Source organism: Pectobacterium aquaticum, from assembly GCF_003382565.3.
Lineage (GTDB): Bacteria > Pseudomonadota > Gammaproteobacteria > Enterobacterales > Enterobacteriaceae > Pectobacterium > Pectobacterium aquaticum.
Genome location: NZ_CP086253.1, coordinates 316,347 through 340,906 on the forward strand (window position 1 = coordinate 316,347; position 24,560 = coordinate 340,906).

Annotated in this window: 20 protein-coding genes and 1 other RNA gene; 12 read left to right on the forward strand and 9 right to left on the reverse strand. The window is 53.3% G+C overall.

All coding sequences use genetic code 11. The features are described from left to right. The first annotated feature begins 193 nt into the window (after nt 1-193). Complete coding sequence (gene sspA, locus DMB82_RS01470) at nt 194-835, forward strand: stringent starvation protein SspA (protein WP_005975503.1); 642 nt, start codon at nt 194-196, stop codon at nt 833-835. A 5-nt stretch (nt 836-840) separates the two neighbouring features. Further along, nucleotides 841-1,344: a ClpXP protease specificity-enhancing factor gene (gene sspB, locus DMB82_RS01475; RefSeq protein WP_102117096.1), complete on the forward strand. Its 504-nt coding sequence runs from the start codon at nt 841-843 to the stop codon at nt 1,342-1,344. Between the two features lie 62 nt (nt 1,345-1,406). Here sspB and DMB82_RS01480 read toward each other — a convergent pair whose 3' ends face one another. The 3 genes from DMB82_RS01480 to gltB form a co-directional block, all read right to left on the reverse strand. Further along, nucleotides 1,407-2,180, reverse strand: coding sequence for a (S)-acetoin forming diacetyl reductase (locus DMB82_RS01480; protein ID WP_102117097.1), 774 nt, complete (start codon nt 2,178-2,180; stop codon nt 1,407-1,409). A 257-nt stretch (nt 2,181-2,437) separates the two neighbouring features. Beyond that, complete coding sequence (locus DMB82_RS01485) at nt 2,438-3,856, reverse strand: glutamate synthase small subunit (RefSeq protein WP_039507277.1); 1,419 nt, start codon at nt 3,854-3,856, stop codon at nt 2,438-2,440. Between the two features lie 9 nt (nt 3,857-3,865). Next, nucleotides 3,866-8,326, reverse strand: a complete 4,461-nt coding sequence (gene gltB, locus DMB82_RS01490; protein WP_116163552.1) for a glutamate synthase large subunit — start codon at nt 8,324-8,326, stop codon at nt 3,866-3,868. A 651-nt stretch (nt 8,327-8,977) separates the two neighbouring features. Here gltB and mnmL point away from each other — a divergent pair. The 5 genes from mnmL to DMB82_RS01515 all read left to right on the forward strand — a co-directional run bounded on the left by mnmL (nt 8,978) and on the right by DMB82_RS01515 (nt 15,665). Next, nucleotides 8,978-9,907, forward strand: coding sequence for a tRNA modification radical SAM protein MnmL/YtqA (gene mnmL, locus DMB82_RS01495; protein ID WP_102117099.1), 930 nt, complete (start codon nt 8,978-8,980; stop codon nt 9,905-9,907). Nucleotides 9,908-10,026: 119 nt separating this feature from the next. Next, entirely contained in the window at nt 10,027-12,396 is a 2,370-nt protein-coding gene (gene arcB / locus DMB82_RS01500) for an aerobic respiration two-component sensor histidine kinase ArcB (RefSeq protein ID WP_102117100.1), read from the forward strand. Nucleotides 12,397-12,895: 499 nt separating this feature from the next. Further along, a complete protein-coding gene (gene elbB, locus DMB82_RS01505) occupies nt 12,896-13,549 on the forward strand; it encodes an isoprenoid biosynthesis glyoxalase ElbB (protein WP_116156368.1) in 654 nt (217 codons plus the stop codon). Continuing rightward, nucleotides 13,546-14,280: a monofunctional biosynthetic peptidoglycan transglycosylase gene (gene mtgA, locus DMB82_RS01510; RefSeq protein ID WP_102117102.1), complete on the forward strand. Its 735-nt coding sequence runs from the start codon at nt 13,546-13,548 to the stop codon at nt 14,278-14,280. Before elbB ends, mtgA begins: the two co-directional genes overlap by 4 nt. An 89-nt stretch (nt 14,281-14,369) precedes the next feature. Beyond that, nucleotides 14,370-15,665: an alginate lyase family protein gene (locus tag DMB82_RS01515; RefSeq protein WP_102117103.1), complete on the forward strand. Its 1,296-nt coding sequence runs from the start codon at nt 14,370-14,372 to the stop codon at nt 15,663-15,665. Between the two features lie 117 nt (nt 15,666-15,782). On the opposite strand, the gene dolP is transcribed toward DMB82_RS01515, so the two are convergent. Genes dolP through DMB82_RS01535 form a run of 4 tightly spaced genes read right to left on the reverse strand, consistent with a single transcriptional unit; the run spans nt 15,783 to nt 19,370 of the window. Continuing rightward, entirely contained in the window at nt 15,783-16,355 is a 573-nt protein-coding gene (dolP, locus tag DMB82_RS01520; RefSeq protein ID WP_102117104.1) for a division/outer membrane stress-associated lipid-binding lipoprotein, read from the reverse strand. An 11-nt stretch (nt 16,356-16,366) separates the two neighbouring features. Next, on the reverse strand, nt 16,367-16,957 hold the full coding sequence (gene diaA, locus DMB82_RS01525; RefSeq protein WP_005975525.1) for a DnaA initiator-associating protein DiaA: 591 nt from the start codon (nt 16,955-16,957) through the stop codon (nt 16,367-16,369). A gap of 41 nt (nt 16,958-16,998) precedes the next feature. Next, nucleotides 16,999-17,355, reverse strand: a complete 357-nt coding sequence (locus DMB82_RS01530) for a YraN family protein (protein ID WP_116156379.1) — start codon at nt 17,353-17,355, stop codon at nt 16,999-17,001. Continuing rightward, complete coding sequence (locus DMB82_RS01535) at nt 17,352-19,370, reverse strand: penicillin-binding protein activator (RefSeq protein ID WP_116163554.1); 2,019 nt, start codon at nt 19,368-19,370, stop codon at nt 17,352-17,354. The genes DMB82_RS01530 and DMB82_RS01535 overlap by 4 nt, the downstream gene beginning before the upstream one ends. Before the next feature lie 61 nt (nt 19,371-19,431). On the opposite strand from DMB82_RS01535, the gene rsmI reads away from it, so the two are divergent. The 5 genes from rsmI (at nt 19,432) to ygiD (ending at nt 22,380) form a co-directional block, all read left to right on the forward strand. Next, entirely contained in the window at nt 19,432-20,319 is an 888-nt protein-coding gene (rsmI, locus tag DMB82_RS01540) for a 16S rRNA (cytidine(1402)-2'-O)-methyltransferase (RefSeq protein WP_116163556.1), read from the forward strand. A 25-nt stretch (nt 20,320-20,344) separates the two neighbouring features. Then, nucleotides 20,345-20,723, forward strand: an RNA gene (gene rnpB / locus DMB82_RS01545) — RNase P RNA component class A. 164 nt (nt 20,724-20,887) lie between these two features. After that, on the forward strand, nt 20,888-21,142 hold the full coding sequence (locus DMB82_RS01550) for a type II toxin-antitoxin system Phd/YefM family antitoxin (RefSeq protein ID WP_039470361.1): 255 nt from the start codon (nt 20,888-20,890) through the stop codon (nt 21,140-21,142). Beyond that, complete coding sequence (locus DMB82_RS01555; protein WP_039493031.1) at nt 21,132-21,419, forward strand: type II toxin-antitoxin system RelE family toxin; 288 nt, start codon at nt 21,132-21,134, stop codon at nt 21,417-21,419. Before DMB82_RS01550 ends, DMB82_RS01555 begins: the two co-directional genes overlap by 11 nt. Nucleotides 21,420-21,594: 175 nt before the next feature. After that, nucleotides 21,595-22,380 carry a 4,5-DOPA-extradiol-dioxygenase gene (gene ygiD / locus DMB82_RS01560; protein WP_102117107.1) on the forward strand — a complete coding sequence of 262 codons (786 nt, stop codon included), beginning with the start codon at nt 21,595-21,597 and terminating at the stop codon, nt 22,378-22,380. A gap of 261 nt (nt 22,381-22,641) precedes the next feature. Here ygiD and DMB82_RS01565 read toward each other — a convergent pair whose 3' ends face one another. After that, on the reverse strand, nt 22,642-23,802 hold the full coding sequence (locus tag DMB82_RS01565) for a glutathionylspermidine synthase family protein (protein ID WP_102117109.1): 1,161 nt from the start codon (nt 23,800-23,802) through the stop codon (nt 22,642-22,644). A gap of 10 nt (nt 23,803-23,812) precedes the next feature. Further along, a complete protein-coding gene (locus DMB82_RS01570) occupies nt 23,813-24,487 on the reverse strand; it encodes a DUF1190 family protein (protein ID WP_102117110.1) in 675 nt (224 codons plus the stop codon). Nucleotides 24,488-24,560 lie beyond the last annotated feature (73 nt).

Below are 24,560 nucleotides of genomic sequence, written 5' to 3' on the forward strand. Positions count from 1 at the left end.
AAAACGAACAAAATCTGATAAGCTATCTGCCGATTTTATGCCTGTGTGTAAGCTATCGTGTAGCGGTTTAAACCAGCTGGGTTTTATCCGGTGACGTTTACACACATTGGCGAGCAGCATTTCGAATAGCGGTTTGCAGGTTACGGACTGCGCGGTTATTCGCCATATTTTCTCAATAAACTTGGAGGTTTTCATGGCTGTCGCTGCCAACAAACGTTCGGTAATGACGCTGTTTTCTGGTCCATCCGACATTTTTAGCCATCAGGTCCGCATCGTATTGGCGGAAAAGGGTGTGAGTGTCGAGATTGAGCAGGTAGACATGGATAATCTGCCTCAGGATCTTATTGACCTCAATCCTTACGGTTCCGTGCCAACGCTGGTCGATCGTGAACTGACGCTCTATGAATCACGTATTATCATGGAGTATCTGGATGAACGTTTTCCTCATCCGCCGTTAATGCCTGTCTATCCGGTTGCGCGCGGTAACAGCCGCCTGATGATGCACCGCATTGAGAGCGACTGGTATTCTTTGCTGAAGAAAATTACGCACGGCAGCGCTCAGGAAGCGGATGCCGCGCGTAAGCAATTGCGTGAAGAACTGCTGGCCATTGCCCCCGTGTTCAATGAAGCGCCTTATTTCATGAGTGAAGAGTTCAGCCTGGTAGATTGCTATCTGGCTCCGCTGCTGTGGCGTCTGCCGCAGTTAGGCATTGAACTGAGTGGTTCGGGCGCGAAAGAGCTGAAAGGCTACATGACTCGCGTCTTTGAACGTGATGCGTTCCTGGCTTCCCTGACGGAAGTGGAACGTGAAATGCGTTTGCAAACCCGAGGTTAAACCGTATGGCGTTGTCTCAACTGTCTCCGCGTCGTCCGTATTTATTACGGGCTTTTTATGATTGGTTACTGGATAACCAATTAACGCCTCATCTGGTGGTCGATGTGACTCTGCCTGGTGTTATGGTGCCGATGGAGTTCGCCCGTGACGGCCAGATTGTGCTGAATATCGCACCGCGCGCTGTTGGTGGCCTTGAGTTAGCTGATGACAGCGTTCGTTTCAATGCCCGTTTTGGTGGTGTGCCGCGCCAGGTTTATGTGCCGATGGCAGCCGTCATGGCGATCTATGCACGTGAGAATGGGGCTGGAACGATGTTTGAGTCCGAACCTGCTTACGAATCCGCAGGTGAATACGACGACTTTCAGGAAGGTGCACCCGCTTCAGGGACGGTCATGTCGATTGTCGATAACTCACCTGATTCTGAAGCGCCTGACGATGGCTCTGGTTCGGATGATGAACCACCACAGCCGCCTAAAGGTAGCCGACCGTCGCTACGGGTCGTGAAGTAATTTGTTTCTAAGGGCACTTTAACAGTGCCCTTTCTTATCCCAGTTGTTCGCTGAATATATGGTTAACTGAACACCATTCCGCCATCAATCAATAGCGATTGTCCCGTCATATAGTCGGAATCGTGGCTGGCCAGATAGGACACGCAGGCAGCGACATCTTCCGGTTCGGAAAGGCGGCCCAGCGTGATGCGTTTGGCGAATTCTTCCGTCGCATAGCCACGCGGTTTTCCTGCGGATTCAGAGATCTTCCGATCGATTTCATCCCACATTGGCGTTTTTACGATACCCGGACAGTAACCATTGACCGTGATGCCCAGCGGTGCTAAGTCGCGCGCGGCAGTTTGCGTTAAGCCACGAACTGCGAATTTACTTGAGCTGTAGACGGCGAGTTCAGGGTTGCCCACATGCCCAGCCTGAGAACAGGCATTGATGATTTTGCCGCCGTGACCCAGAGATTTGAAGGCATCTAGCGCAGCCTGAATGCCCCAGATAACGCCTTTGACGTTAATGTTATAAACGCGATCGACGATTTCTGGCGTGATGTCTTCAATCAGGGTTGATGGAGCAATGCCAGCGTTATTAACGATGACGTTAAAGTCACCAAAGCGCTCTTTGGTTGCGGCGACAGCAGCAAAAACCGCCTCACGATCTGCGACGTCCGCCTGTAGTGCGATGGCCTGTCCGCCGGATTTTTCGATTTCCTGCGCCACGTTGTGTGCGGTTTCTTGGTTATAGTCCACGATAGCGACGGCAAAACCGTCTGCCGCCAGTCTGAGAGCAATAGCGCGGCCAATACCTTGGCCGGCCCCTGTTACAAGAGCCACTTCGACTGCCATACTTTCCTCCTTAATGAAATCCCATCTCAATAAAGACAAATCAATGTAGTAGGTAAGTGTAGGTCTTTAACGTGATATTGCAGGATTTATTACGAAAGGTTCTTTATAACCCAGTGGAAAGATGAAGTTTTTATTAGTCAATCTGGTGTGATATTCCGCAGAGGGAAATATAGAGCTGATTACTATCGGAACTGCAATTTCAGATCACGACGAAAAAAAGGGCAGCTAGCGCTGCCCTCAAGAGACGAAATGTGTTTCTACACTTCCAGATAGTTCATGATGCCGTCAGCGGCCTTACGACCTTCAGCGATAGCCGTAACTACCAGATCGGAACCGCGAACTGCATCGCCACCCGCAAAAATTTTCGGGTTGCTGGTCTGGAAGGCGTTATCGCAACTTTCTGGTGCGACAATACGACCTTGGTCGTCCAGCTTGACGTCATGTTCTGCCAGCCACGCCATTTTGTGCGGACGGAAACCGAACGCCATGATGACCGCATCGGCTTCCAGAACGTGCTCGGAGCCCTCTACGATTTCAGGACGACGACGGCCGTTTGCATCTGGTGCGCCCAGCGCAGTACGCGCCATTTTCACGCCGCACACTTTGCCCGCGCCATTGATCTCGACGCTTAACGGTTGCAGGTTGAATTTGAACTCGACGCCTTCTTCACGCGCATTTTTCACTTCGCGTTTAGAACCCGGCATGTTCTCTTCATCACGACGATAGGCACAGGTAACGTGCGTTGCGCCTTGACGAATCGAGGTACGCACGCAGTCCATCGCGGTGTCACCACCGCCCAGTACCACAACGCGTTTACCTTGCATGCTGACGTAAGGTTCGTCAACGGCGGCTTCAAAGCCCATCAACTGCTTAGTGTTGGCAATCAGGAACGGCAGAGCGTCGTAGACGCCCTGAGCATCTTCATTGTCCAATCCGCCACGCATAGACTGATAGGTACCGACGCCGAGGAATACCGCATCGTACTCGTCCAGCAGCGCTTTCATCTGCACGTCTTTGCCGACTTCGGTATTCAGACGGAATTCGATGCCCATCTCAGTGAAGATCTCACGACGTTTCACCATCACTTCTTTTTCCAGCTTGAAAGAAGGGATACCGAAGGTCAGCAGGCCACCGATCTCAGGATGACGATCGAAGACGACAGCTTGTACGCCACTGCGTGCCAGCACGTCGGCACACGCTAGTCCTGCTGGGCCCGCGCCAATGATGGCGACGCGTTTGCCGGTCGGTTTGACGTTGGCAACGCTTGGCTTCCAGCCCATCTCTATCGCTTTATCATTGATATAGCGTTCGATGTTGCCGATGGTGACCGCGCCGAATTCATCATTCAGCGTACAAGATCCTTCACACAGACGATCCTGCGGACATACGCGACCGCAGACTTCCGGCAGGCTGTTGGTCTGGTGCGATAACTCAGCCGCTTCGATAATGCGGCCTTCGTTCGCCAGCTTCAGCCAGTTCGGGATGTAGTTATGTACCGGACATTTCCACTCACAGTAAGGGTTGCCGCATGCCAGGCAGCGGTCTGCCTGCGCTTTGGACTGGCTTTCTGAGAACGGCTCGTAGATCTCAACAAATTCAATTTTACGAATCTTCAGCGGTTTCTTGGGCGGATCAACGCGCTGTAAGTCGATAAACTGGTAAACATTCTGACTCATGATGACCTCTTACTGCGCCTGAACCCGCAGCTCGGCTGCGGAACGACTACGGTGACCCAACAATGCCTTCACATCACTTGACTTCGGTTTCACCAGAGCAAATTTCGGTGCCCAGGTCGGCCAGTTAGCGAGGATCTCTTCTCCGCGGTGTGAACCGGTATTTTGTACATGCTCGGTGATCAGGCCACGCAGATGCTCTTCATGAATAGCCAGCTCTTCCACATCCAGCACTTCCACCAGTTCCGGGTTAACGCGTTTGCGGAATTCACCGTCTTCATCCAGCACGTAGGCGAATCCACCGGTCATCCCTGCGCCAAAGTTCACGCCAGTGCGACCCAGCACGCAGACGATACCGCCCGTCATGTATTCACAGCCGTTATCGCCGATGCCTTCTACCACGGTGATACAGCCGGAGTTACGTACGGCGAAACGCTCACCAGCACGGCCTGCGGCAAACAGCTTACCGCCGGTAGCGCCGTAGAGGCAGGTGTTACCGATGATGCTGGCCTCGTGGCTGCGGAAGGCTGAACCCACCGGAGGACGTACGGAGATGCTGCCGCCTGCCATGCCTTTGCCCACGTAGTCGTTGGCATCGCCGATTAATTTCAGTTCTAGGCCGCCTGCGTTCCAGACGCCAAAGCTCTGCCCTGCGGTACCAGAGAAGTGCACTTTAATTGGATCGCCAGCCAGACCTTGATCGCCATGTTTCTCGGCAATTGCGCCAGACAGCGTCGCGCCGACGGAGCGATCGGTGTTGCGGATATCGAAGTAGAGCGCTTTGCCCTGTTTCGCATCAAGGTGCGGCTGTGCCTGTGCCAGAAGCTCTTTGTTCAATAAGCCTTTATCGAACGACAGATTGCTTTCCGTGCAGTACAGCGCTTTGCCCGGCTGAGGCTGTGCGGCGTACAGCAGCGGCGACAGATCCAGCTTGTTCTGTTTCGCAGTGAAACCGTCCAGCTCGACCAGCAAGTCGGTACGGCCAATCAGGTCCACCAGACGGCTGACGCCCAATTCTGCCATCAGCACGCGAGTTTCATGCGCGATGAAGTGGAAGTAGTTAGCTACACGTTCAGGCAGGCCGTGGTAATGATCGCGGCGCAGCTTCTCATCCTGCGTTGCAACGCCTGTTGCACAGTTATTCAGGTGACAAATACGCAGGTATTTACAGCCCAGCGCAACCATCGGTCCGGTGCCGAAACCGAAGCTTTCTGCGCCCAGAATCGCCGCTTTGACTATATCCAGACCGGTTTTCAAGCCACCGTCCACCTGAAGGCGGATTTTGTGGCGTAGGCCGTTGGAGACCAAAGCCTGTTGCGTTTCAACCAGACCCAACTCCCACGGGCAACCCGCGTATTTCACGGAGGACAGCGGGCTAGCGCCAGTACCACCGTCGTAACCGGCGATGGTGATCAGGTCGGCATACGCCTTGGCAACGCCCGTCGCGATAGTGCCAACGCCCGGCTCGGACACCAGTTTTACCGAAATCATCGCTTTCGGGTTGACTTGTTTCAGATCGAAAATCAGCTGTGCCAGATCTTCGATAGAGTAAATATCGTGGTGCGGCGGTGGTGAAATCAGCGTCACGCCAGGGACGGAATAACGCAGACGAGCAATGTACGGCGTGACTTTATCACCCGGTAACTGACCCCCTTCGCCCGGCTTCGCGCCCTGCGCCACTTTAATCTGAATCACATCGGCGTTAACCAGATAGGCTGGTGTCACACCAAAGCGACCAGAAGCAACCTGCTTGATACGGGACACTTTATTGGTACCGTAACGTGCGGGATCTTCGCCGCCTTCACCGGAGTTGGAGAAACCGCCCAGTCCGTTCATCGCCTCAGCCAGCGATTCATGGGCCTCGGGGCTGAGTGCACCGATGGACATGGCTGCGGTATCGAAGCGTTTGAACATTTCAGAGGCCGGTTCAACGCTGTCGATCGCGATAGCCGCGCCCTCTTGTGGTTTCAGTGCCAGCAGGTCGCGTAAGGTTGCTGCTGGGCGCTCGTTAACCAGTTTGGCGTATTGCTCATAATCGCTGTACTCCCCAGTTTTCACTGCGGTTTGCAGCGTAGTGACCACATCTGGGTTGTAGGCATGGTATTCGCCGCCGTGAACAAATTTCAGCAGGCCGCCTTGTTCCAGCGTTTTACGTTTCAGCCAGGCACGCTTGGACAGGTTCAACAGATCCTGTTCGAAGTCGCTGTAGTTTGCCCCGCCGATGCGGCTGACAACGCCTAGGAAGCATTGCGTCGACACATCTTTATGCAGACCCACGGCTTCAAACAGTTTGGAACAACGATAAGACGCAATCGTCGAGATGCCCATTTTGGACATAATCTTGTACAGGCCTTTATTGATGCCGTTACGGTAGTTCAGCATCACGGCACGATAAGGTTTGTCGATGGTGTGGTTATCGACCATCCGTGCCAGCGTTTCGTAGGCAAGGTAAGGGTAGATAGCCGTCGCACCAAAGCCTAACAGTACGGCAAAGTGGTGCGGGTCGCGTGCACTGGCGGTTTCAACAATGATGTTGGCATCACAGCGCAAGCTCTTTTCGACCAGACGGCGCTGAACGGCACCCACGGCCATCGGCGCAGGGACGGGCAAGCGTGACTCGCTAATGCCACGGTCGGACAGCACCAGCAGAACGGCACCGTCTCTGACTTTACTTTCTGCTTCGTCACACAGCTTTTCGATCGTCTGTTGCAGCGTTTGCTGTGACGGATCAAACGTCAGATCCAGCGTGACGGCACGATAGTGCAGCTCATCTTGTGAGGTCAACTGGGTGAAGTCGGAGTAAAGTAGGATCGGTGACTTAAAGCTCAGGCGGTGAGCCTGACCTTCTGCTTCGCAGAAGACGTTCATCTCACGGCCAATGCTGGTCGCCAGCGACATCACATGGGCTTCACGCAGCGGGTCGATCGGCGGGTTGGTTACCTGCGCGAACTGCTGACGGAAGTAGTCATAAATGATGCGTGGACGGCTGGACAGCACGGCGAACGGCGTGTCATCGCCCATCGACCCCGTGGCTTCCTGACCGTTCTCGCCCAGCACGCGGATGACCTGATCCAGCTCTTCGCTGCTGTAACCGTACTGTTTCTGGAAGGTCTCCAGCAGCTCATCGTTGAATTCACGGCTGCCGACCTGATCGTCTGGCAGCTCTTCAAACGGCACCAGACGCTTAACGTTTTTCTCCATCCACTCTTTGTAAGGGTGGCGGCTTTTCAAATCGTCATCGGTTTCGGCTGAGTGCAGGATGCGGCCGCTGCGGGTGTCGATCACCATCAGTTCGCCCGGACCGACGCGGCCTTTTTCAACCACTTCGTCCGGCTGGTAATCCCAGATACCGACTTCAGAAGCACAGGTGATCAGCTTGTCTTTGGTGATGACGTAGCGCGCAGGGCGCAGGCCGTTACGATCCAGGTTACAGGCGGCATAGCGCCCATCGGACATCACGATACCGGCTGGGCCATCCCACGGCTCCATGTGCATGGAGTTAAAGTCGAAGAAGGCGCGCAGTTCAGGATCCATATCTGGGTTGTTCTGCCAAGCTGGCGGAACGAGCAGACGCATAGCACGGATGATATCCATCCCGCCGCTCAGGAACAGTTCCAGCATGTTATCCAGTGAGCTGGAGTCAGAGCCGGTTTCGTTGACGAATGGCGCGGCATCCTGCAAATCTGGGATCAGCGGCGTTTTGAACTTGTAAGCACGCGCGCGAGCCCACTGGCGGTTACCCGCGATGGTGTTGATCTCGCCATTGTGCGCCAGATAGCGGAACGGCTGCGCCAACGGCCAGCGTGGAACGGTGTTGGTTGAGAAGCGCTGGTGGAACAGGCAAATTGCCGACTCCAGACGCAGATCGGCCAGATCGAGGTAGAAGCGCGGCAGATCCGCCGGCATGCACAGACCTTTGTAGATCGTGACCAGATTAGAGAAACTACAAACGTAGAACTCTTTATCTTCAATGCGCTTTTCGATACGGCGACGCGCCATGAACAGGCGACGTTCCATATCACGTTGACGCCAGCCAGCCGGGGCGTTAACGAAAATTTGCTCAATACGCGGCATGGACGACAGGGCAATTTCCCCCAGTACATCCGGGTTGGTTGGAACTTCACGCCAGCCCAGTACGGACAGCGTTTCATTCTGCAACTCTTCTTCTACAATCCGACGCGTGGCGCGAGCCAGCTCTTCGTCTTGATTGAGAAACATCATGCCAACGGCGTAGTTTTTGGCTAAACGCCAGCCGTGCTCTTCCGCCACGAGACGAAAGAAGCGATCGGGCTTCTGAAGTAATAAACCGCAGCCGTCGCCAGTCTTGCCGTCAGCAAGGATTGCGCCACGGTGCTGCATGCGTGCGAGTGCGTGAATGGCAGTACGCACTACTTTATGGCTCGGTTCACCTTCTATATGGGCGATTAATCCGAAACCACAGTTATCTCTCTCTTGGGATGCATCGTACAACATGTTAGTGAACCTCCCCAGGCTCTGTGTGACTCTCACAACCTACTGCGAGAAAGCACCGTGGCGTTGAGCGACTAATATTACGCTCTCTTCTTCGGCCTCTCGTGACGGTCTCACAAGTGGTAAATGACTTGTTTTTAGAGGGAGTCTTCATTTACTGCATAAATATGACGAGTCGTGTGCCCGTCAGGAAAGCTTCCAGCGGATCCCCAAATTAGCGAGAAAGCCTGTTCAGGTCAAATACCAGTGTAAAATGTGCTGATAAGCGATAGTTTTTAATTATACCTATGAAAGATAATGATTTTTTTAGAAAAACTATCTCGATAAATGAATATGGAGTTTAATTGAAGTGTGAGCTGTATCACTATACAAAAGCGTGAGAACCCTTCTCCATGCTATGTTCTTTCTACGTTGCAGCATATTATGCCAAATATGGTCACTTTTAGATTTTATGAAACTATTTTTAAGTGTTGCTTCATCTTTTCATTAAACGAGCATGCGTGATAAGAAAAATTAATTAGCACCGACATGAGTTTATTTTCACTAAAAGCGAATAAAAATTCATTTCATTGGGATGTGTGTGATTGATCGCGGTCATCGCGAAGGGGGCGAGAGAAAGGTAGTCTGCTGTCCCTCAAGGGAGCAGGTTAGAATATGCAATTGCAAAAATTAATCAATATGTTTGGCGGAAATCTTCAACGTCGCTATGGCGAGAAGATCCACAAGCTGACGCTGCACGGCGGGTTTAACTGCCCAAACCGTGATGGCACGCTGGGGCGGGGCGGCTGCACGTTTTGTCATGTGGCCTCGTTTGCCGATGAGCAGATGCAGCAACGCAGCATCGCGCAGCAGTTGGAAGTGCAGGCGGGAAAGGTAAACCGAGCTAAACGTTATCTGGCCTATTTTCAGGCGTATACCAGCACCTATGCCGAGGTTCAGGTTCTGGAAAGCATGTATCAGGAAGCGTTGAAGCAGGCCGAAATGGTGGGGATTTGCGTGGGTACTCGCCCCGATTGCGTGCCCGATGCGGTGCTGGATTTGCTGTCCCGCTATCATGAACAGGGTTACGAGGTCTGGCTGGAACTGGGGCTGCAAAGCGCATGTGACAAAACGCTGCACCGAATTAATCGCGGCCATGATTTCGCCTGCTATCAGGAAACCACCCGCCGTGCGCGTGATCGCGGTCTGAAGGTGTGCAGCCATCTGATTGTGGGTTTACCGGGAGAAGACGCACAGCGCTGTTTATCGACGCTGGAGCAGGTTATCGAGACCGGCGTGGAAGGTATTAAGCTTCATCCTCTCCATATCGTGGAAGGTAGCACGATGGCGAAGGCCTGGCGAGCGGGAAGGCTGCCCGAGCTGGCGCTGGATCGCTACGTGGAGATAGCGGGAGAGATGATTCGCCATACGCCACCGGAGGTGATTTATCACCGCATTTCTGCCAGTGCTCGCCGCCCGACCCTATTGGCACCGCTCTGGTGTGAAAACCGCTGGACGGGCATGGTGGAGCTGGATCGCTATCTGCAAACGCAGGGTGTACAGGGTTCCGCGCTAGGTTCGCCTTACCGTTACGATGGGGCTTGATGTGTCAGAAGACAGGGGCGGTAGACGCCGATATTTCATGCCGTGAATCTGCGTGGCGGCACCGTATACGTCGCCATTTTACGTTATGATGCGCGGGTGGGTGACTAAGGGAAATCGCTATGAAGCAAATTCGTCTGTTGGCGCAGTACTATGTTGATTTAATGGTAAAACTGGGGCTTGTCCGTTTTTCACTGCTGCTGGCCTCGGTATTGGTGCTGCTAGCGATGGTGGTGCAAATGGCCGTCACCCTGTTGCTCAGCGGGGAAGTCGAAAATATCGACGTCGTCCGCTCCATTTTCTTCGGGCTGTTGATTACGCCCTGGGCCGTTTATTTTCTCTCCGTGGTGGTGGAACAGCTTGAAGAGTCGCGTCAGCGGCTGGCGAAGCTGGTGGCGAAGCTGGAAGAAATGCGCCATCGGGATCTGGAGCTGAATGCGCAGCTTCAGGAAAACATCGCGCAGCTCAATCAGGAAATCGCTGACCGTATCAAAGCGGAAGAGGCGCGCGTGCTGGTGATGAGCCGACTCAAAGAAGAGATGTCCCACCGTGAACAGGCGCAGATTGAACTGGAGCAGCAATCTGCGCTGCTGCGTTCGTTCCTCGATGCCTCGCCGGATTTAGTTTACTACCGTAACGAAGAGAAAGAATTCTCCGGCTGTAACCGCGCAATGGAACTGCTGGTGGGTAAAAGCCAGAAGCAGCTTATTGGCTTGACGCCGCAGGATGTTTACGCCCCCGATATTGCCGAGAAAGTGATGGAGACGGACGAAAAAGTGTTCCGCCACAACGTTTCTCTGACCTATGAACAATGGCTGGTGTATCCCGATGGCCGTAAAGCCTGTTTTGAGCTGCGCAAGGTGCCGTTTTATGACCGGATGGGCAAGCGTCACGGGCTGATGGGTTTTGGACGCGATATCACGGAGCGTAAGCGTTACCAGGACGCGTTAGAGAACGCCAGTAGGGAGAAGACCACTTTTATCTCAACAATCAGCCACGAGCTTCGTACGCCGCTTAATGGCATTGTCGGGTTAAGTCGCATCCTGCTGGATACGCAACTCGACCCTGAACAGCAAAAATACCTGAAAACCATCCACGTCAGCGCGATCACGCTGGGCAATATCTTTAACGACGTGATTGAGATGGACAAACAGGAGCGCCGCAAGGTGCAACTGGATAACCAACCGATCGATTTCACCGGTTTTCTGGTGGATCTGGAGAACCTCGGTGGCCTGCTGGCAGAACCGAAAGGCCTGAAGCTGATTATGGACCAACACCAGCCTCTGCCGCAGAAAGTCATGACTGACGGAACGCGCCTGCGGCAGATTCTGTGGAACCTCCTCAGTAACGCGGTGAAATTCACGCCGAAGGGTGAGAACGGTAAAAAAGGCGAAATTGTGGTACGCGTCTGGCATGAAAAGGACGATCGTCTGCGCTTTGAGGTGGAAGATTCCGGAATGGGCATTCCGGCGGATGAGCTGGAAAAAATCTTCGCCATGTATTATCAGGTCAAAGACCAGCACGGCGGGAAGCCCGCAACGGGCACGGGAATTGGTCTGGCGGTGTCGAAGCGTCTGGCACAGAACATGGGGGGCGATATCCAGGTTTCCAGCACGCAAGGCCAGGGTTCCTGCTTCACCCTAACGGTGATTGCACCGAGCGTCGATGAAGTGGGAAGCGGTCTGGAAGACGACGATGATTTGCCGCTACCGGCACTGCATGTCCTGCTGGTGGAGGATATCGAACTGAACGTGGTGGTCGCGCGTTCGGTACTGGAAAAACTGGGGAACAGTGTGGATGTCGCGATGACTGGGCAGGAAGCACTGGACATGTTCGATCCCGATGAATTCGATCTGGTGCTGCTCGATATCCAACTGCCGGATATGACCGGGCTGGATGTCGCGCGTCAGCTGCGTTCACGCTATGGCAAACGTAGCATGCCGCCGCTGGTGGCGCTGACGGCGAACGTACTGAAAGATAAACGCGAATATCTGGATGCGGGTATGGATGACGTGCTCAGCAAGCCGCTGTCGGTGCCAGCGCTGACTGCTGTCATTCAACAATTCTGGGATACGCACTCGGTGTGGACGGAAGAACCGGTGGTTGAGGAGGAGGATGAAATGGCAAACGCAGAAGACGATCTGCTGGATATCCCGATGCTGGAACAGTATCTGGATTTGGTGGGGCCGAAATTGATTCACCAGAGTCTGGAGATGTTTGAACAGATGATGCCAGGCTATCTGGCGATTCTGGATTCCAACATGACGGCGCGCGATGAGAAAGGTATTACGGAAGAAGGGCACAAAATCAAAGGGGCGGCGGGTTCCGTCGGGCTACGACATTTGCAGCAAGTTGCCCAGCAGATTCAGACTTCATCGCTACCGGCATGGTGGGATAACGTGCAGGAATGGGTTGATGAGCTTAAGCACGACTGGCGCCATGACGTTCAGGTACTGCGTGATTGGGTAGCAAAAGCAGAAAAAGAATCCTGATACGGTCTATTGCGGCCACAGGGACGTGGCGAGCAAAACGGTTAGACAATTTTTTTCGTCTTACGCGGTATCATGAAAAAAATGCAAAACGGCGTGAGATTAAGTGGTGTTTACGATTGAATAAGGGTCGGGGATGCGAGGGATTTGCACGTTTTCATTCGGTAGAAAAAAATGACCCCAGCCGAAGCCGGGGTGCGCGAATTATGCGCCAACACCAGGGAAAACATGCACCTGCATTTAGATCTCAGGGTTTGTAAACTCGCAAGTGCGGATATTCGTGTCTTAACTATGTTCTTACTACCAACGTTTTTACTACCAACGTTCTTACTAGTACAACTTACAACAGCGACTACAACCTCGTTACTGTAAATCTTCGTCAAGCAACAAAATAGCAAATGTAGAAATCTTTGTTACAAGAATCATTAAAATGTGTGATGTAGATTAGTGTTTGTCAATTAAAAAATCAATTAGTTGATGTAATGAAATGAAGGAAAAGATGATGAAACGAGTCGGCATTGTCCTTAGTGGCTGTGGTGTTTATGACGGTTCCGAGATTCATGAAGCCGTGTTGACGTTACTTGCGCTGGATCGCGCGGGCGCGCAAGCCGTTTGCTTTGCGCCAGATAAACCACAATTACAGGTGGTTAATCACCTGACGGGTGACATAACTGGTGAGAATCGCAATGTTTTAGCAGAATCAGCACGGATCGCCAGAGGAAAAATCCAGCCGCTTTCTGCAGCAGATGCGCAAGACTTAGATGCGCTGATTGTGCCAGGTGGTTTTGGCGCGGCGAAAAATTTAAGTGACTTCGCAACGCAGGGAACGGCGTGTCAGATTGATGAAACGCTGCAATTGCTCACACAGGAAATTTATAAGCAAAATAAACCAATTGGTTTTATTTGCATCTCACCTGCGCTGCTACCGACGATTTTGGGTATTCCTGTTCGCGTAACCATTGGTAACGATATTGATACCGCTGAAGCCGTCGAAGAGATGGGCGGTATCCACGTGGTTTGTCCGGTCGATGATATCGTGGTCGATGCGGAACATAAAATCGTGACCACACCGGCCTATATGCTGGCTAATTCCATCAGCGAAGCGGCACAAGGCATTGATAAGCTCGTTGCTCGCGTCTTGGATCTCACCGAATGAGGGGGAACCGAGGGCATGGAGGCTTATTCACGTGGCTGAAGCGCCTGATTGTTCGGAGTGTTTTGGTTGTCATCGGAGCGTGGTTGGCTGGCATCATGCTGTTTTCCTTCCTGCCCGTGCCGTTCTCTGCGGTGATGGTCGACAGGCAGATCAGCGCATGGCTGAAAGGCGAATTTTCCTACGTTGCCCATTCTGACTGGGTGGCTATGGAGGCGATTGTCCCTGAAATGGCGCTAGCGGTGATGGCGGCGGAAGATCAAAAATTCCCTCAGCACTGGGGCTTCGATCTTGATGCGATTGGTCAGGCATTGAAGCACAACGAGCGCAACACGCAGCGGATTCGCGGTGCCTCTACGCTGTCACAGCAGATGGTGAAGAACCTGTTCCTGTGGGATGGGCGTAGCTGGGTGCGCAAGGGGCTTGAGGCGGGTATTACCACCGGTGTTGAACTGGTCTGGACGAAACGGCGGATTCTGACCGTGTATCTGAATATCGCCGAATTTGGCCCCGGCATCTTTGGCGTGGAAGCCGCTGCCAGACGTTATTTCAATAAATCGGCCAGCAGGCTGACGGAAAGCGAATCCGCTTTGCTCGCGGCAGTGCTACCGAACCCCATTCGCTTTCGTGCGAATGCGCCCTCCGGCTATGTTATTCAACGCCAGCAGTGGATTTTGCGCCAGATGAGGCAGATGGGCGGCGACGCATTTTTGCGAGATAACGATCTGTTGTGAGGTAACAATCTGAATTAAGTCGCCTTGTTCGTTTACTATACCGAGAAATTTTCGCGTTAACGGTCGTGTTTTCGACATCAGGAGAAAGTATGCGGTTACGTTATTGGTCAGGTTTACTGGTTGCATTGTGTTGTGTGGCTTCCGTTGCCCGTGCGGACGCGGAGCCTAAAGCGTCATCCCCCGATAATCCCTACGCCTTCTTGCAGCAGCCTCAGCTATCCTCGGTGAAACAGCAGCTACAGCAGAAAACGGAAAAGCCGCAGACGCGAATGGCGTACGAGCAGCTTATTTCGCAAGCCGATCGCGCGCTGAAAATAAATAATCCCAGCGTGACGGAAAAGAAATCTACGCCACCCAGTGGTTCAAAGCATGATTATTTGAGCCTCAGCGCCTACTGGTGGCCCGATCCCGACAAAGCTGATGGTTTACCTTGGATTCGTCGTGATGGGCAGGTAAACCCTGCCAGTAAGGATGAGGAGACCGATGGGGTAAGACTGGCAAAATTCACTGCCCAAACGCAGGCGTTGACGCTAGCGTGGTACTTCTCTGGCAAACAGGCTTATGCCGACAAGGCCATGTCGATGATCCGTACCTGGTTTATCGACCCCGCTACGCGCATGAACCCTAACCTCGACTTCGCGCAGGGCGTGCCGGGCATCGCGCCGGGCAGAAGCTCGGGCGTGCTGGACGGGCGTTATTTTTCCACCTGCATCGTCGATTCACTGATTATGCTGCGTCACGCTCCGGGCTGGACGGCGCAGGATGAACAGCAGATGCAGACATGGATGAGCGATTATCTGCACTGGTTACAAACCAGCAAGCTGGGGAAAAAAGAGGCTGCAGCCCAGAACAACCACGGTAGCTGGTATGCCGTACAGGTTGCTGGGATCGCCTGGTATCTGGGAAAAATCGACGTGGTGAAATCCATGGCGCAATTGCAGCGGGAGAAATTAGATCACCAACTGCAACCAGATGGTGCCCAGCCTGAAGAGCTGGCGCGTACCCGCTCTTTCCATTACAGCTACTTCAACCTTCAGGCGATAACGGATATGGCGATGCTAGCTTCCCGCGTCGGCGAAAATATCTGGCAGTACCACACGCCGAAGGGAAGCAGTGTGATAAAGGCGCTGGATTTTATGGCACCGTATCTGGATGAAAACAAGGCGTGGCCGCGCAAAACGATGGACAGGCAAAGCAGCCGCTTGATTCCGCTGCTATTGCAGGCAGAACGTGGTTTGAAAACGCCGCGTTACCAGATGCAAATCAGGCAGGCGGGCTTTGCGGACTTGCTCACCGGGGAGGCGAGTGTGCGCGATAAAGAACCGAGTCATATCAGCGTTGAAACTCGTCGTGAGCTCTGGCTGCTTAATCCAGCTACGTCTTGATCTCAGCGGGTAAGATATGTGTCCCTGAACTGGGATAAAAAGTGCACAGATAAAAAAACCGCTGATGAAGGCATCAGCGGTTTTTTAAAAAGACAAAATATTAAAGAGATAACAGCGTTATTGCAGGTAGGTGAAGGCCGTCGTGACGTGCTTCACGCTGCCAACTTTACTGGCGATTTCTGCGGCGGAGGTGCCTTCACGCTGTGTCACCAGACCTAACAGGAAAACTTCACCGTTTTCCGTTGTGACTTTGACGTTAGAGGATTTAACCGTGTCGCTTGCCAGGATCTGCGAGCGAACTTTAGTGGTGATCCAGGTATCCATGGAGGCGGTTCCCATTGAAACTGGCGTACCTTGGCGTATTTCGTTGTAGACTTCGGCTGCGCCGTCCACGCCGAGGGCGATTTGCTTAGCTCGGCTTGCCATTTCTGTGCTCGGCGCTTGCCCTGTTAACAACACTTTCCCCTGATAAGCCGTTGCAACGATACGGGCATCCTTTTTCAACTGCTCGTCTTTGCTAATGGCATTCATCACTCGGACTTCCAGTGTGCCATCGTCAACCTGCGTGCCTACAGTACGCGGATCAGTGGCCGTTTTGGTTGCCACAGCACTGCCAACAGCAACAACCCCAACACAGCCTTGTAGCAACAGGGCGACAGACAGCACGGCAAATGCAGAACTTATCCTCATGTAGTGCTCCTTCAATCGTTCTGGTGTGGAAAAAGTGTGTTATCAATTAAATCGCACAGGCAATTTACTGTCAGCATGTGCATTTCCTGAATACGAGCGCTGCGGTGTGATGGGATGCGAATCTCCACATCCTGCGGCCCGAGCAGCCCAGCCAGTTCTCCGCCATCGTAGCCTGTCAGGGCGACAATCGTCATGTCGCGGGTAACGGCAGACTCTACAGCTTTAACAATATCGCGGCTGTTGCCACGGGTTGAAATCGCCAGTAGTACGTCGCCAGCCTGACCTAATGCTCTGACTTGTTTGGCATAGACCTCTTCATGCAAACGGTCATTCGCTATCGCAGTTAAGACCACATTATCCGCATTAAGTGCGATAGCCGGTAAGCTGGGGCGCTCTGCTTCAAAGCGGTTAATCATGCTGGCGGCAAAATGCTGCGAATTGGCTGCTGATGTTCCGTTACCGCAGCACAGAATTTTGTTGCCGTTTAGCAGAGACTGAACCATCGCAATCGCGCCACGGGAAATGGCGTCTGGCAAGGCTTCTGCCGCTGCAATCTGCGTTTGAATACTCTCGGTAAAACAAACTTTTATTCTATCCAGCACGTTGAGTTAACCTACGTAAATTGAAATTCATCAAGGATATATTATCCCTGTGCGGCAAAGGCATTGGGGATCCAGTCGAACCGATCGCCCGTAATGGCCAGCACGTCAAAACGGCAATCCACCGTGTCAAAGCTGGCACCTCGCTGTGCCAACCACACGGCGGCGGCGTGCAACAACCGCTGCTGTTTGCGTCGGGTGACGCTGGCTGCGGCATCACCAAAATGGGCGTTGCGTCGATAGCGAACCTCGACAAATACCCAAATATGGCGATCGCGCATGATCAAATCCAGTTCACCGCCGCGTAGCGTAACATTCGCCGCAGTGAAGGTCAGGCCCGCGCGTTCAAGATAACGCCGGGCCTGTTGTTCGTAAACTGCGCCAGCCGCTCGCTGATTCAGAGAACGGGGACCAGTTGGCCCTGACGATATTGCTGCCAGGTTAGCTGCCGATTGATGGTGCAATCCGGCCCTGCGCTTAACATCCCCGTAGCGCCAGGAATCTGGTGGCCCGGAATCTGGCGCATTTCACCAAAGTGGCTGGCGAGCGTCCAGGCATCCATCCCCATCGCATACAGGCGGACTAACGAGTAATCGTTTTTAAACTGGCTGCTGACCTGCTGCATCAGCGCTGGGTTAGCGCCGGCTAACAGTGGGATATCGCTGAACTGCAACCCTTCCATTTCGAGGCGGAAGTCTGGCCCTAATCCAGCCTGGAAGCTACGTGAGCTGGCGTAGAGCGCTGGACGTGCGTGTGACGTGGTGCGCATATCGATCATCGGCTTAATCAGCGCCAACTCATCTGGCGTTGCGATGATATAGACCGCATCAATGTTGCCACTTACGGACGAAGTGGACGTCGGTTGAACCTGAGAAGGAATGGTTAAGCCACCGATGGTGGTGCCCGATGGTGCCTGCTGCTGCGACACGCTAACAGGCTGGCCGCTCAGGCTTAAGCCCGCGCCGCTATTGATGGCCTGTTTTAACTCTGCCGTGTTGCCAAAGCGCTGTTGCAGAGCGCTGGTGCCGCTTTGCTGGTTCCAGGCCTGAGCGAATGCGTTAATGATACGGTCGCCCAGCGCCCCGCGAGGGGCTAAGACCAGCGGCTGCTGTTTACCCTGCTGATGGATAAATTTTGCCGCGTCTCGGGCTTCATCTTCTGGAGAGAGGGCGAAATAGCAGATGTTAGGGCTATTTTCGACGTGTTCCGGCTGGTTCAATGCCAAAATATTCAGCGGTGACTGGCTGTTCGTTAACTGATCCACTTCATTTTTCAGCAGCGGACCGATGACCAGCGAGGCGCCATCCTGCTGAGCCTGATTGAGAATATTCGCCAGCGGCTGTGAAGACGTATCATACACTTTAACTGGGAGCGAACTGGACAGCCCCGCGCTGGTCGCCGGTGCTTGTGGTGCAGGCGTCGGGGAGGCTACCGCCTGATCGCTGTACGGCGCGGGCGATTGGGTACTCTGCCCCCCTGACGGAGGGGTAACCTGTTCGGTTTGTGTGGCATCCGATGGTGGTGCGACAGAGGCAGAGACGGCTGCGATGGCTATCTGACCGTTCTTTGCTGCGTTAAAACCTTGCTGGATGGCATTAGCGAAAACCTGCGCCTGACCATTGAGTGGCAACAGCAAGGCGATGCTGTTCACCGATGACTGCTGGTAGTTAATGACCTGATTCAACTGCGTAGGCAGCGTTTTTGTAGCCGGATGGTGCGGATAGCGGGTTTGCCAATCCTGAATCGCGCTCTTTAACTGATCGGGAGAAGTCCGGTTATCCTGATAGTTATTAAGCAGATCGACCCAGCCTTGCAGCACATTTTCATTCGCATTAATCAGCAGCGAGTTCGACTCCTGTGGCGACATTTGCGTCAATGCCAGCCAGGTTTGATCGAGGTTCATCTGATGCTCGTCGCCTTTCAGCAGCGGCTCTTGGGCGATATAGGCCCGCAGCAGCTCAATGGAAGGGCGCCCTTGTGCTGTTTTGATTTGCGTCTGGTAGTAACGCTGCTTTTGCTGATCGGAAAGCGCGCCCACATCAAGCTGGCTCAGCGCTGCCTTGGCCGCATCCATATTGTTTTGGGTGACGGACAGTTCCGCACTGAGTAACTGCCGTTCTTGCTTTTGCGTCGCACTCAATTTTTCTGGCAGCGTGTTGAACTGCTGGCTTGCCTGAGGGGCTTTCCCTTCCTGTAGCAGGGAACGAATAGCAAGTAATTGCCAGTCAGCCTTGTTATTATCGCTACTTTGCTGCATCTGCTGCAGATAATAATCGGATGATGCGTCAGCTTTGCCCTGAACCTCGGGTGGCGGGCTCTGCGGTGCATGGCTTGGACAGCCTGCGAGAAACAGTGCCGCTAACAAAACAGGGATAACACGCCCTGCCTGGGTACGGACGAAATGAAAGGGAAGCATACTGTATCCAGTGATTTTTTTTAAAGATGCTCAATATTAAATCGGCAACCCGGATGAAACAATGAATCAAGACCAACAAGCAGACATTTCTGCATCTACCCTCTACATTGTCCCCACGCCAATCGGCAATCTGGGCGACATCACGCAGCGTGCGCTGGCGGTATTGGCGAGCGTTGATCTGATCGCCGCAGAGGATACCCGCCATACCGGTCTGCTGTTACAACATTTTGCGATTAATGCGCGACTGTTCGCATTACACGATCATAACGAACAACAAAAAGCGGATGTGTTACTGGCTAAATTACAGTCAGGACAAAGCATCGCGCTGGTTTCCGATGCGGGCACGCCGCTGATTAACGACCCCGGCTACCATTTGGTTCGACGCTGCCGCGAAGCGGGCGTTCGCGTGGTGCCGTTACCGGGGGCTTGCGCAGCGATCACGGCGCTCTCCGCGTCCGGTTTGCCGTCTGACCGTTTTTGCTATGAGGGTTTTCTGCCTGCCAAAACCAAAGGACGCAAAGATAAGCTGCGTGAGCTAGGGGAAGAAACCCGCACCCTGATTTTCTATGAATCCACACATCGTCTTTTGGACAGCCTGCAGGATATCAGCGAAGTGCTGGGAGCCGAGCGCTACGTGGTGTTAGCGCGTGAAATCACCAAAACCTGGGAATCTATCCACGGCGCGCCCGTGGGCGAACTGCTGGCTTGGGTGAAAGAAGATGAGAACCGCCGTAAAGGGGAAATGGTGCTGATTGTGGAAGGGCATCAGGTTGATGACAGCGCGCTGTCGGCGGAAGCGCTGCGCACGCTGACGCTATTGCGTGCTGAGCTGCCGCTGAAGAAAGCGGCTGCGCTGGCGGCTGAAATTCACGGCGTGAAGAAAAACGCGCTTTACCGCTACGGGCTGGAGCAAGAAGGCGATAGCAGTGAATCGGGGGATGACAAGTAGGGTAATTTACCCTATTATCCGCGCCGGAGTTGACCAGACAGTCGCCGCTTCGCTGCCGTCCCTTTCGGGGGAGACAGGTGGAGGGGAGGAAAGTCCGGGCTCCATAGGGCAGGGTGCCAGGTAACGCCTGGGAGGCGCAAGCCTACGACTAGTGCAACAGAGAGCAAACCGCCGATGGCCCACGCAAGTGGGATCAGGTAAGGGTGAAAGGGTGCGGTAAGAGCGCACCGCGCGACTGGCAACAGTTCGTGGCACGGTAAACTCCACCCGGAGCAAGGCCAAATAGGGGTTCACATGGTACGGCCCGTACTGAACCCGGGTAGGCTGCTTGAGCCAGTGAGTGATTGCTGGCCTAGATGAATGACTGTCCACGACAGAACCCGGCTTAACGGTCAACTCCCTTCATCATAAAACCCCGCTTCGGCGGGGTTTTGTTTTTTATGAAAGAAAGCGGCTTAACGGTCAGTGTAAAACGATGCTTAGGAAATACTATAATGAGTGCTTTTAAAAGTGCTATTATTAGTGTGTTTAAGTCACCTTTGACTAACCGAATTGAGTGAATGAAATTATGGCTTTCAACATCCTGACTAACACAGCCGCCAGTATTACTGAGTTGAAACGTGACCCGATGGGGACGGTACGGGCTGCTGAAGGTGAAACTATCGCTATACTGAACCGGAATGAGCCAGCGTTCTACTGTGTGCCTCCTGCCGTATTCGCTTATTTAATGGAACTGGCTGAAGATGCCGAACTGGGGCGTACCGTTGATGACCGGATGTCAGAACTAGCTGACGCGGAAGAGATTTCGCCCGATGACCTATAAGTTAAAATTTGTGCCTTCTGCATTGAAGGAATGGAAAAAATTAGGGCACCCTGTCCGGGAGCAGTTCAAGAAAAAGCTGGTTGAGCGTTTGGAAAATCCTCGTGTTCCTTCAGCCCAACTTCATGGCCGTAAAGACCAGTATAAAATTAAACTGAAGTCCGCTGGCTACAGGCTGGTGTATTTGGTCCAGGATGAGACCATTACTGTGATGGTTATGGGCGTTGGAAAGCGCGAAGGTAGCCAGATTTATTCTGATACTAAAGGTCGCTCTGCTTAATCTGGTCTTTTGCGAGTCCTATCCCTGTCGGTGGTTTTTCTTGCCGCATTATACCTTTCAAATTAATTGATGTTCTCCATCACATAACTCTGACTTTTTCTGTGTCATAAAGCGCGTAAAGTAAGGCCATCGCGTGCGGCTGCACGCTCGCTGACATCTTTCAGAGGATATGACTATGAACAACACTTCCCGGATGCCTGCACTGTTCCTCGGCCACGGTAGCCCGATGAACGTGTTGGAAAACAATGTGTATACGCAGGCATGGCAACGGCTTGGTGAGACGCTGCCGCGTCCGAAGGCGGTTATCGCGGTTTCCGCCCACTGGTATACCCGTGGTACGGCTGTGACGGCGATGGAAAACCCGCGCACCATCCATGATTTTGGCGGTTTCCCGCAGGCGCTGTTCGATACCCAGTATCCGGCACCCGGCTCGCCTGAATTGGCGGCGAGAATTCAGCAGGTGTTGGCGCCGTATCCCGTTACCGCTGATAAAAGCCAATGGGGTTTGGATCACGGCTCTTGGGGCGTACTGATCAAGATGTATCCCGATGCGGATATTCCCGTTGTGCAACTGAGTGTGGACGGTACGCAGCCTGCCGCATATCACTACGAATTAGGGCGCAAGCTGGCGGCACTGCGTGATGAAGGCTTCATGATTGTGGCCAGTGGTAACGTCGTGCATAACCTGCGGATGGTGAAATGGGATGGTGATGCAGAGCCGTATCCGTGGGCTATCTCATTCAATCAATTTGTGCGTGATAACCTGGCTTATCAGGGCGACGACCATCCGCTGGTTAATTTTATGCAGCATGACGGTGCCGCATTATCCAACCCGACGCCCGATCACTATTTCCCGCTGCTCTATGTGCTGGGAGGCTGGGACGGCAAAGAGGCAATCAGTATTCCGGTCGATGGGCTTGAAATGGGATCGCTGAGTATGCTGTCGGTGCAGGTGGGGTAATCCGCTTTTTTGCGGTGGAAATGAGTAAGGCACGGTTCTCACCGTGCCTTATATACTCGTCATACTTCAAGCTGCATGCATGTTGGCTGCGCTTAAATACTCGGCCCGTCGTGGGCCTCGCCCTAAAGGGCCGCTGCTGGCAGCGTTCAAATCTGCTCTCGGCAGATTTGTCACCCGAATCACTTACCTGAGTAAGCTCATCGGGATGTCTTCTCTTGCCGCCGCCATGCAACTCGAATTATTTAGAGTATATTCTGATGCTTAATCCAGAATGGTGTGCGGATAGAAGCGCGAGAGATCCTGTGTGATCAGGGCGCGATCTTCACGTACGCCGATACCACAAGGTTGATCGTTCACCAGCCAGCTACCAATCAGCGTGTAGCTGTCGCCGAATTTTGGCAGTTGATGGTACTGCTGGACGATCATCCCTTCTTCGCCGTAAGGGCCGTCGGCTGACGCAATCTCTTTGCCATTTTCGACGATCTTGATGTTCGCCCCTTCACGTGAAAACAGCGGCTTAATGACGTAGCTGTCTAGTTCTGGGTGTTCATCTTCCGCGAAATAGGCAGGAAGCAGGTTGGGGTGGTTTGGGAACATTTCCCACAGCATTGGCAGCAATGCTTTATTGGAAATGATGCTTTTCCAGGCCGGTTCCAACCAGCGCACGCCGGCATCTTCCAGCTTGGTGGAAAACATCTCGCGCAGCATGAACTCCCACGGATACAGCTTGAACAGATTACCAATTACCTGATTTTCAGGGTCGGTAAACTGGCCTTTCTCACCGAGGCCAATTTCCTCGATGTACAGAAACTCGCTCGGCAGACCGGCTTCCAGCGCGCAATCCTGAAGGTATTGTACCGTACCGCGATCTTCTTCCGTATCCTGACAGCAGGCGAAGTGCAGCAAGCCGAAGCCGTGATTGAGCTTTAGCTCCTCAAAGCGTTCGATCAGCTTTTCCTGAATGCTGTTGTACTGGTCTGAATTCTGCGGCAGGTTTCCGGCGTTGATTTGATCTTCCAGCCAGAGCCATTGGAAAAAGGCCGCTTCGTACAGCGACGTCGGCGTATCCGCATTGTTCTCCAGCAGCTTGGCTGGAGATTTGCCGTCATACGCCAGATCGAGGCGTGAATACAGCGAAGGCTGATTGGTGCGCCATGAATGTCTGACGAATTCCCAAGTGTGTTTGGGAATACGGAATTTGGCGAGTAGCGCGTCGCTGTTGACGACTTTTTCCACCACCTGTAGACACATCTGGTGCAGCTCGGCGGTGGCTTCTTCCAGTTCTTCGATCTGAGCAAGCGTGAACTGGTAGTAAGCCTCTTCGCTCCAGTAGGGCTCGCCATACATAGTGTGGAAACGAAAACCAAACTCGGTGGCTTTTTCCTGCCAGTCAGGGCGCGCTGTAATATTTATCCGCTTCATTCGATACGCCTCAGCCGCCCATGCTACGGGAAGCGCTGGAACTTGAACTGGTGCTGCTGCGTTGCATGCTGTTTTGCTTCGCGACGGTTTCACCAAAGCCACCACGCGTGATGGTTGAGGTGGTTGCAGGCTTTGGCGCCAATGCGGTTTTTGGCACGGTCATTGAGCGGCCTGTGGTGGCGTTGCCGTAGTTTTTACCCGCGGCATCAACGAACTGACCATTGGCCGGGCTGGTTGGCGTTTTTGGACTGAACAGTGGCTGTTGTGCGAAACCAGCACCGCCACCCATCATTCGACCCATCATGTAACCCGCCATCAAGGGCATCCAGGACATACCGCCGCCCTGCTGAGATTCTGCTGCCATACCGGCCTGCGCCGGTGCAGGTGTTTGAGTACACTGCGCTTCACCAAATTCTGCTACACAGTCTTCTTTCGTGGCGTATTTCGGTGCCGTTTTTTCTGCTTCTTTTAACGCATTATTGTATGCAGTGGTGCACTGGGCAGCCATTGACGGGTTAGCGGAAGAACAGTCATCCGCATTCTGGTAGAGGGAGACGGTTTCATCAGTTTGCTCGCAGCCCGCGAGGAAAAATACGGCGCTGACGGCCAAAGCAACAGGTGCCAGACGGTGCGTCCGCCATTCCTTGCGGAACGTTTCCTGATTAATATTTTTTGTACGTTTCATCGTGTTTATCCCAGAGCAAAGCATCACGGCCAATAACCAATAAGTGTGCCTAAGAATAGGGGAACGCTGCTTG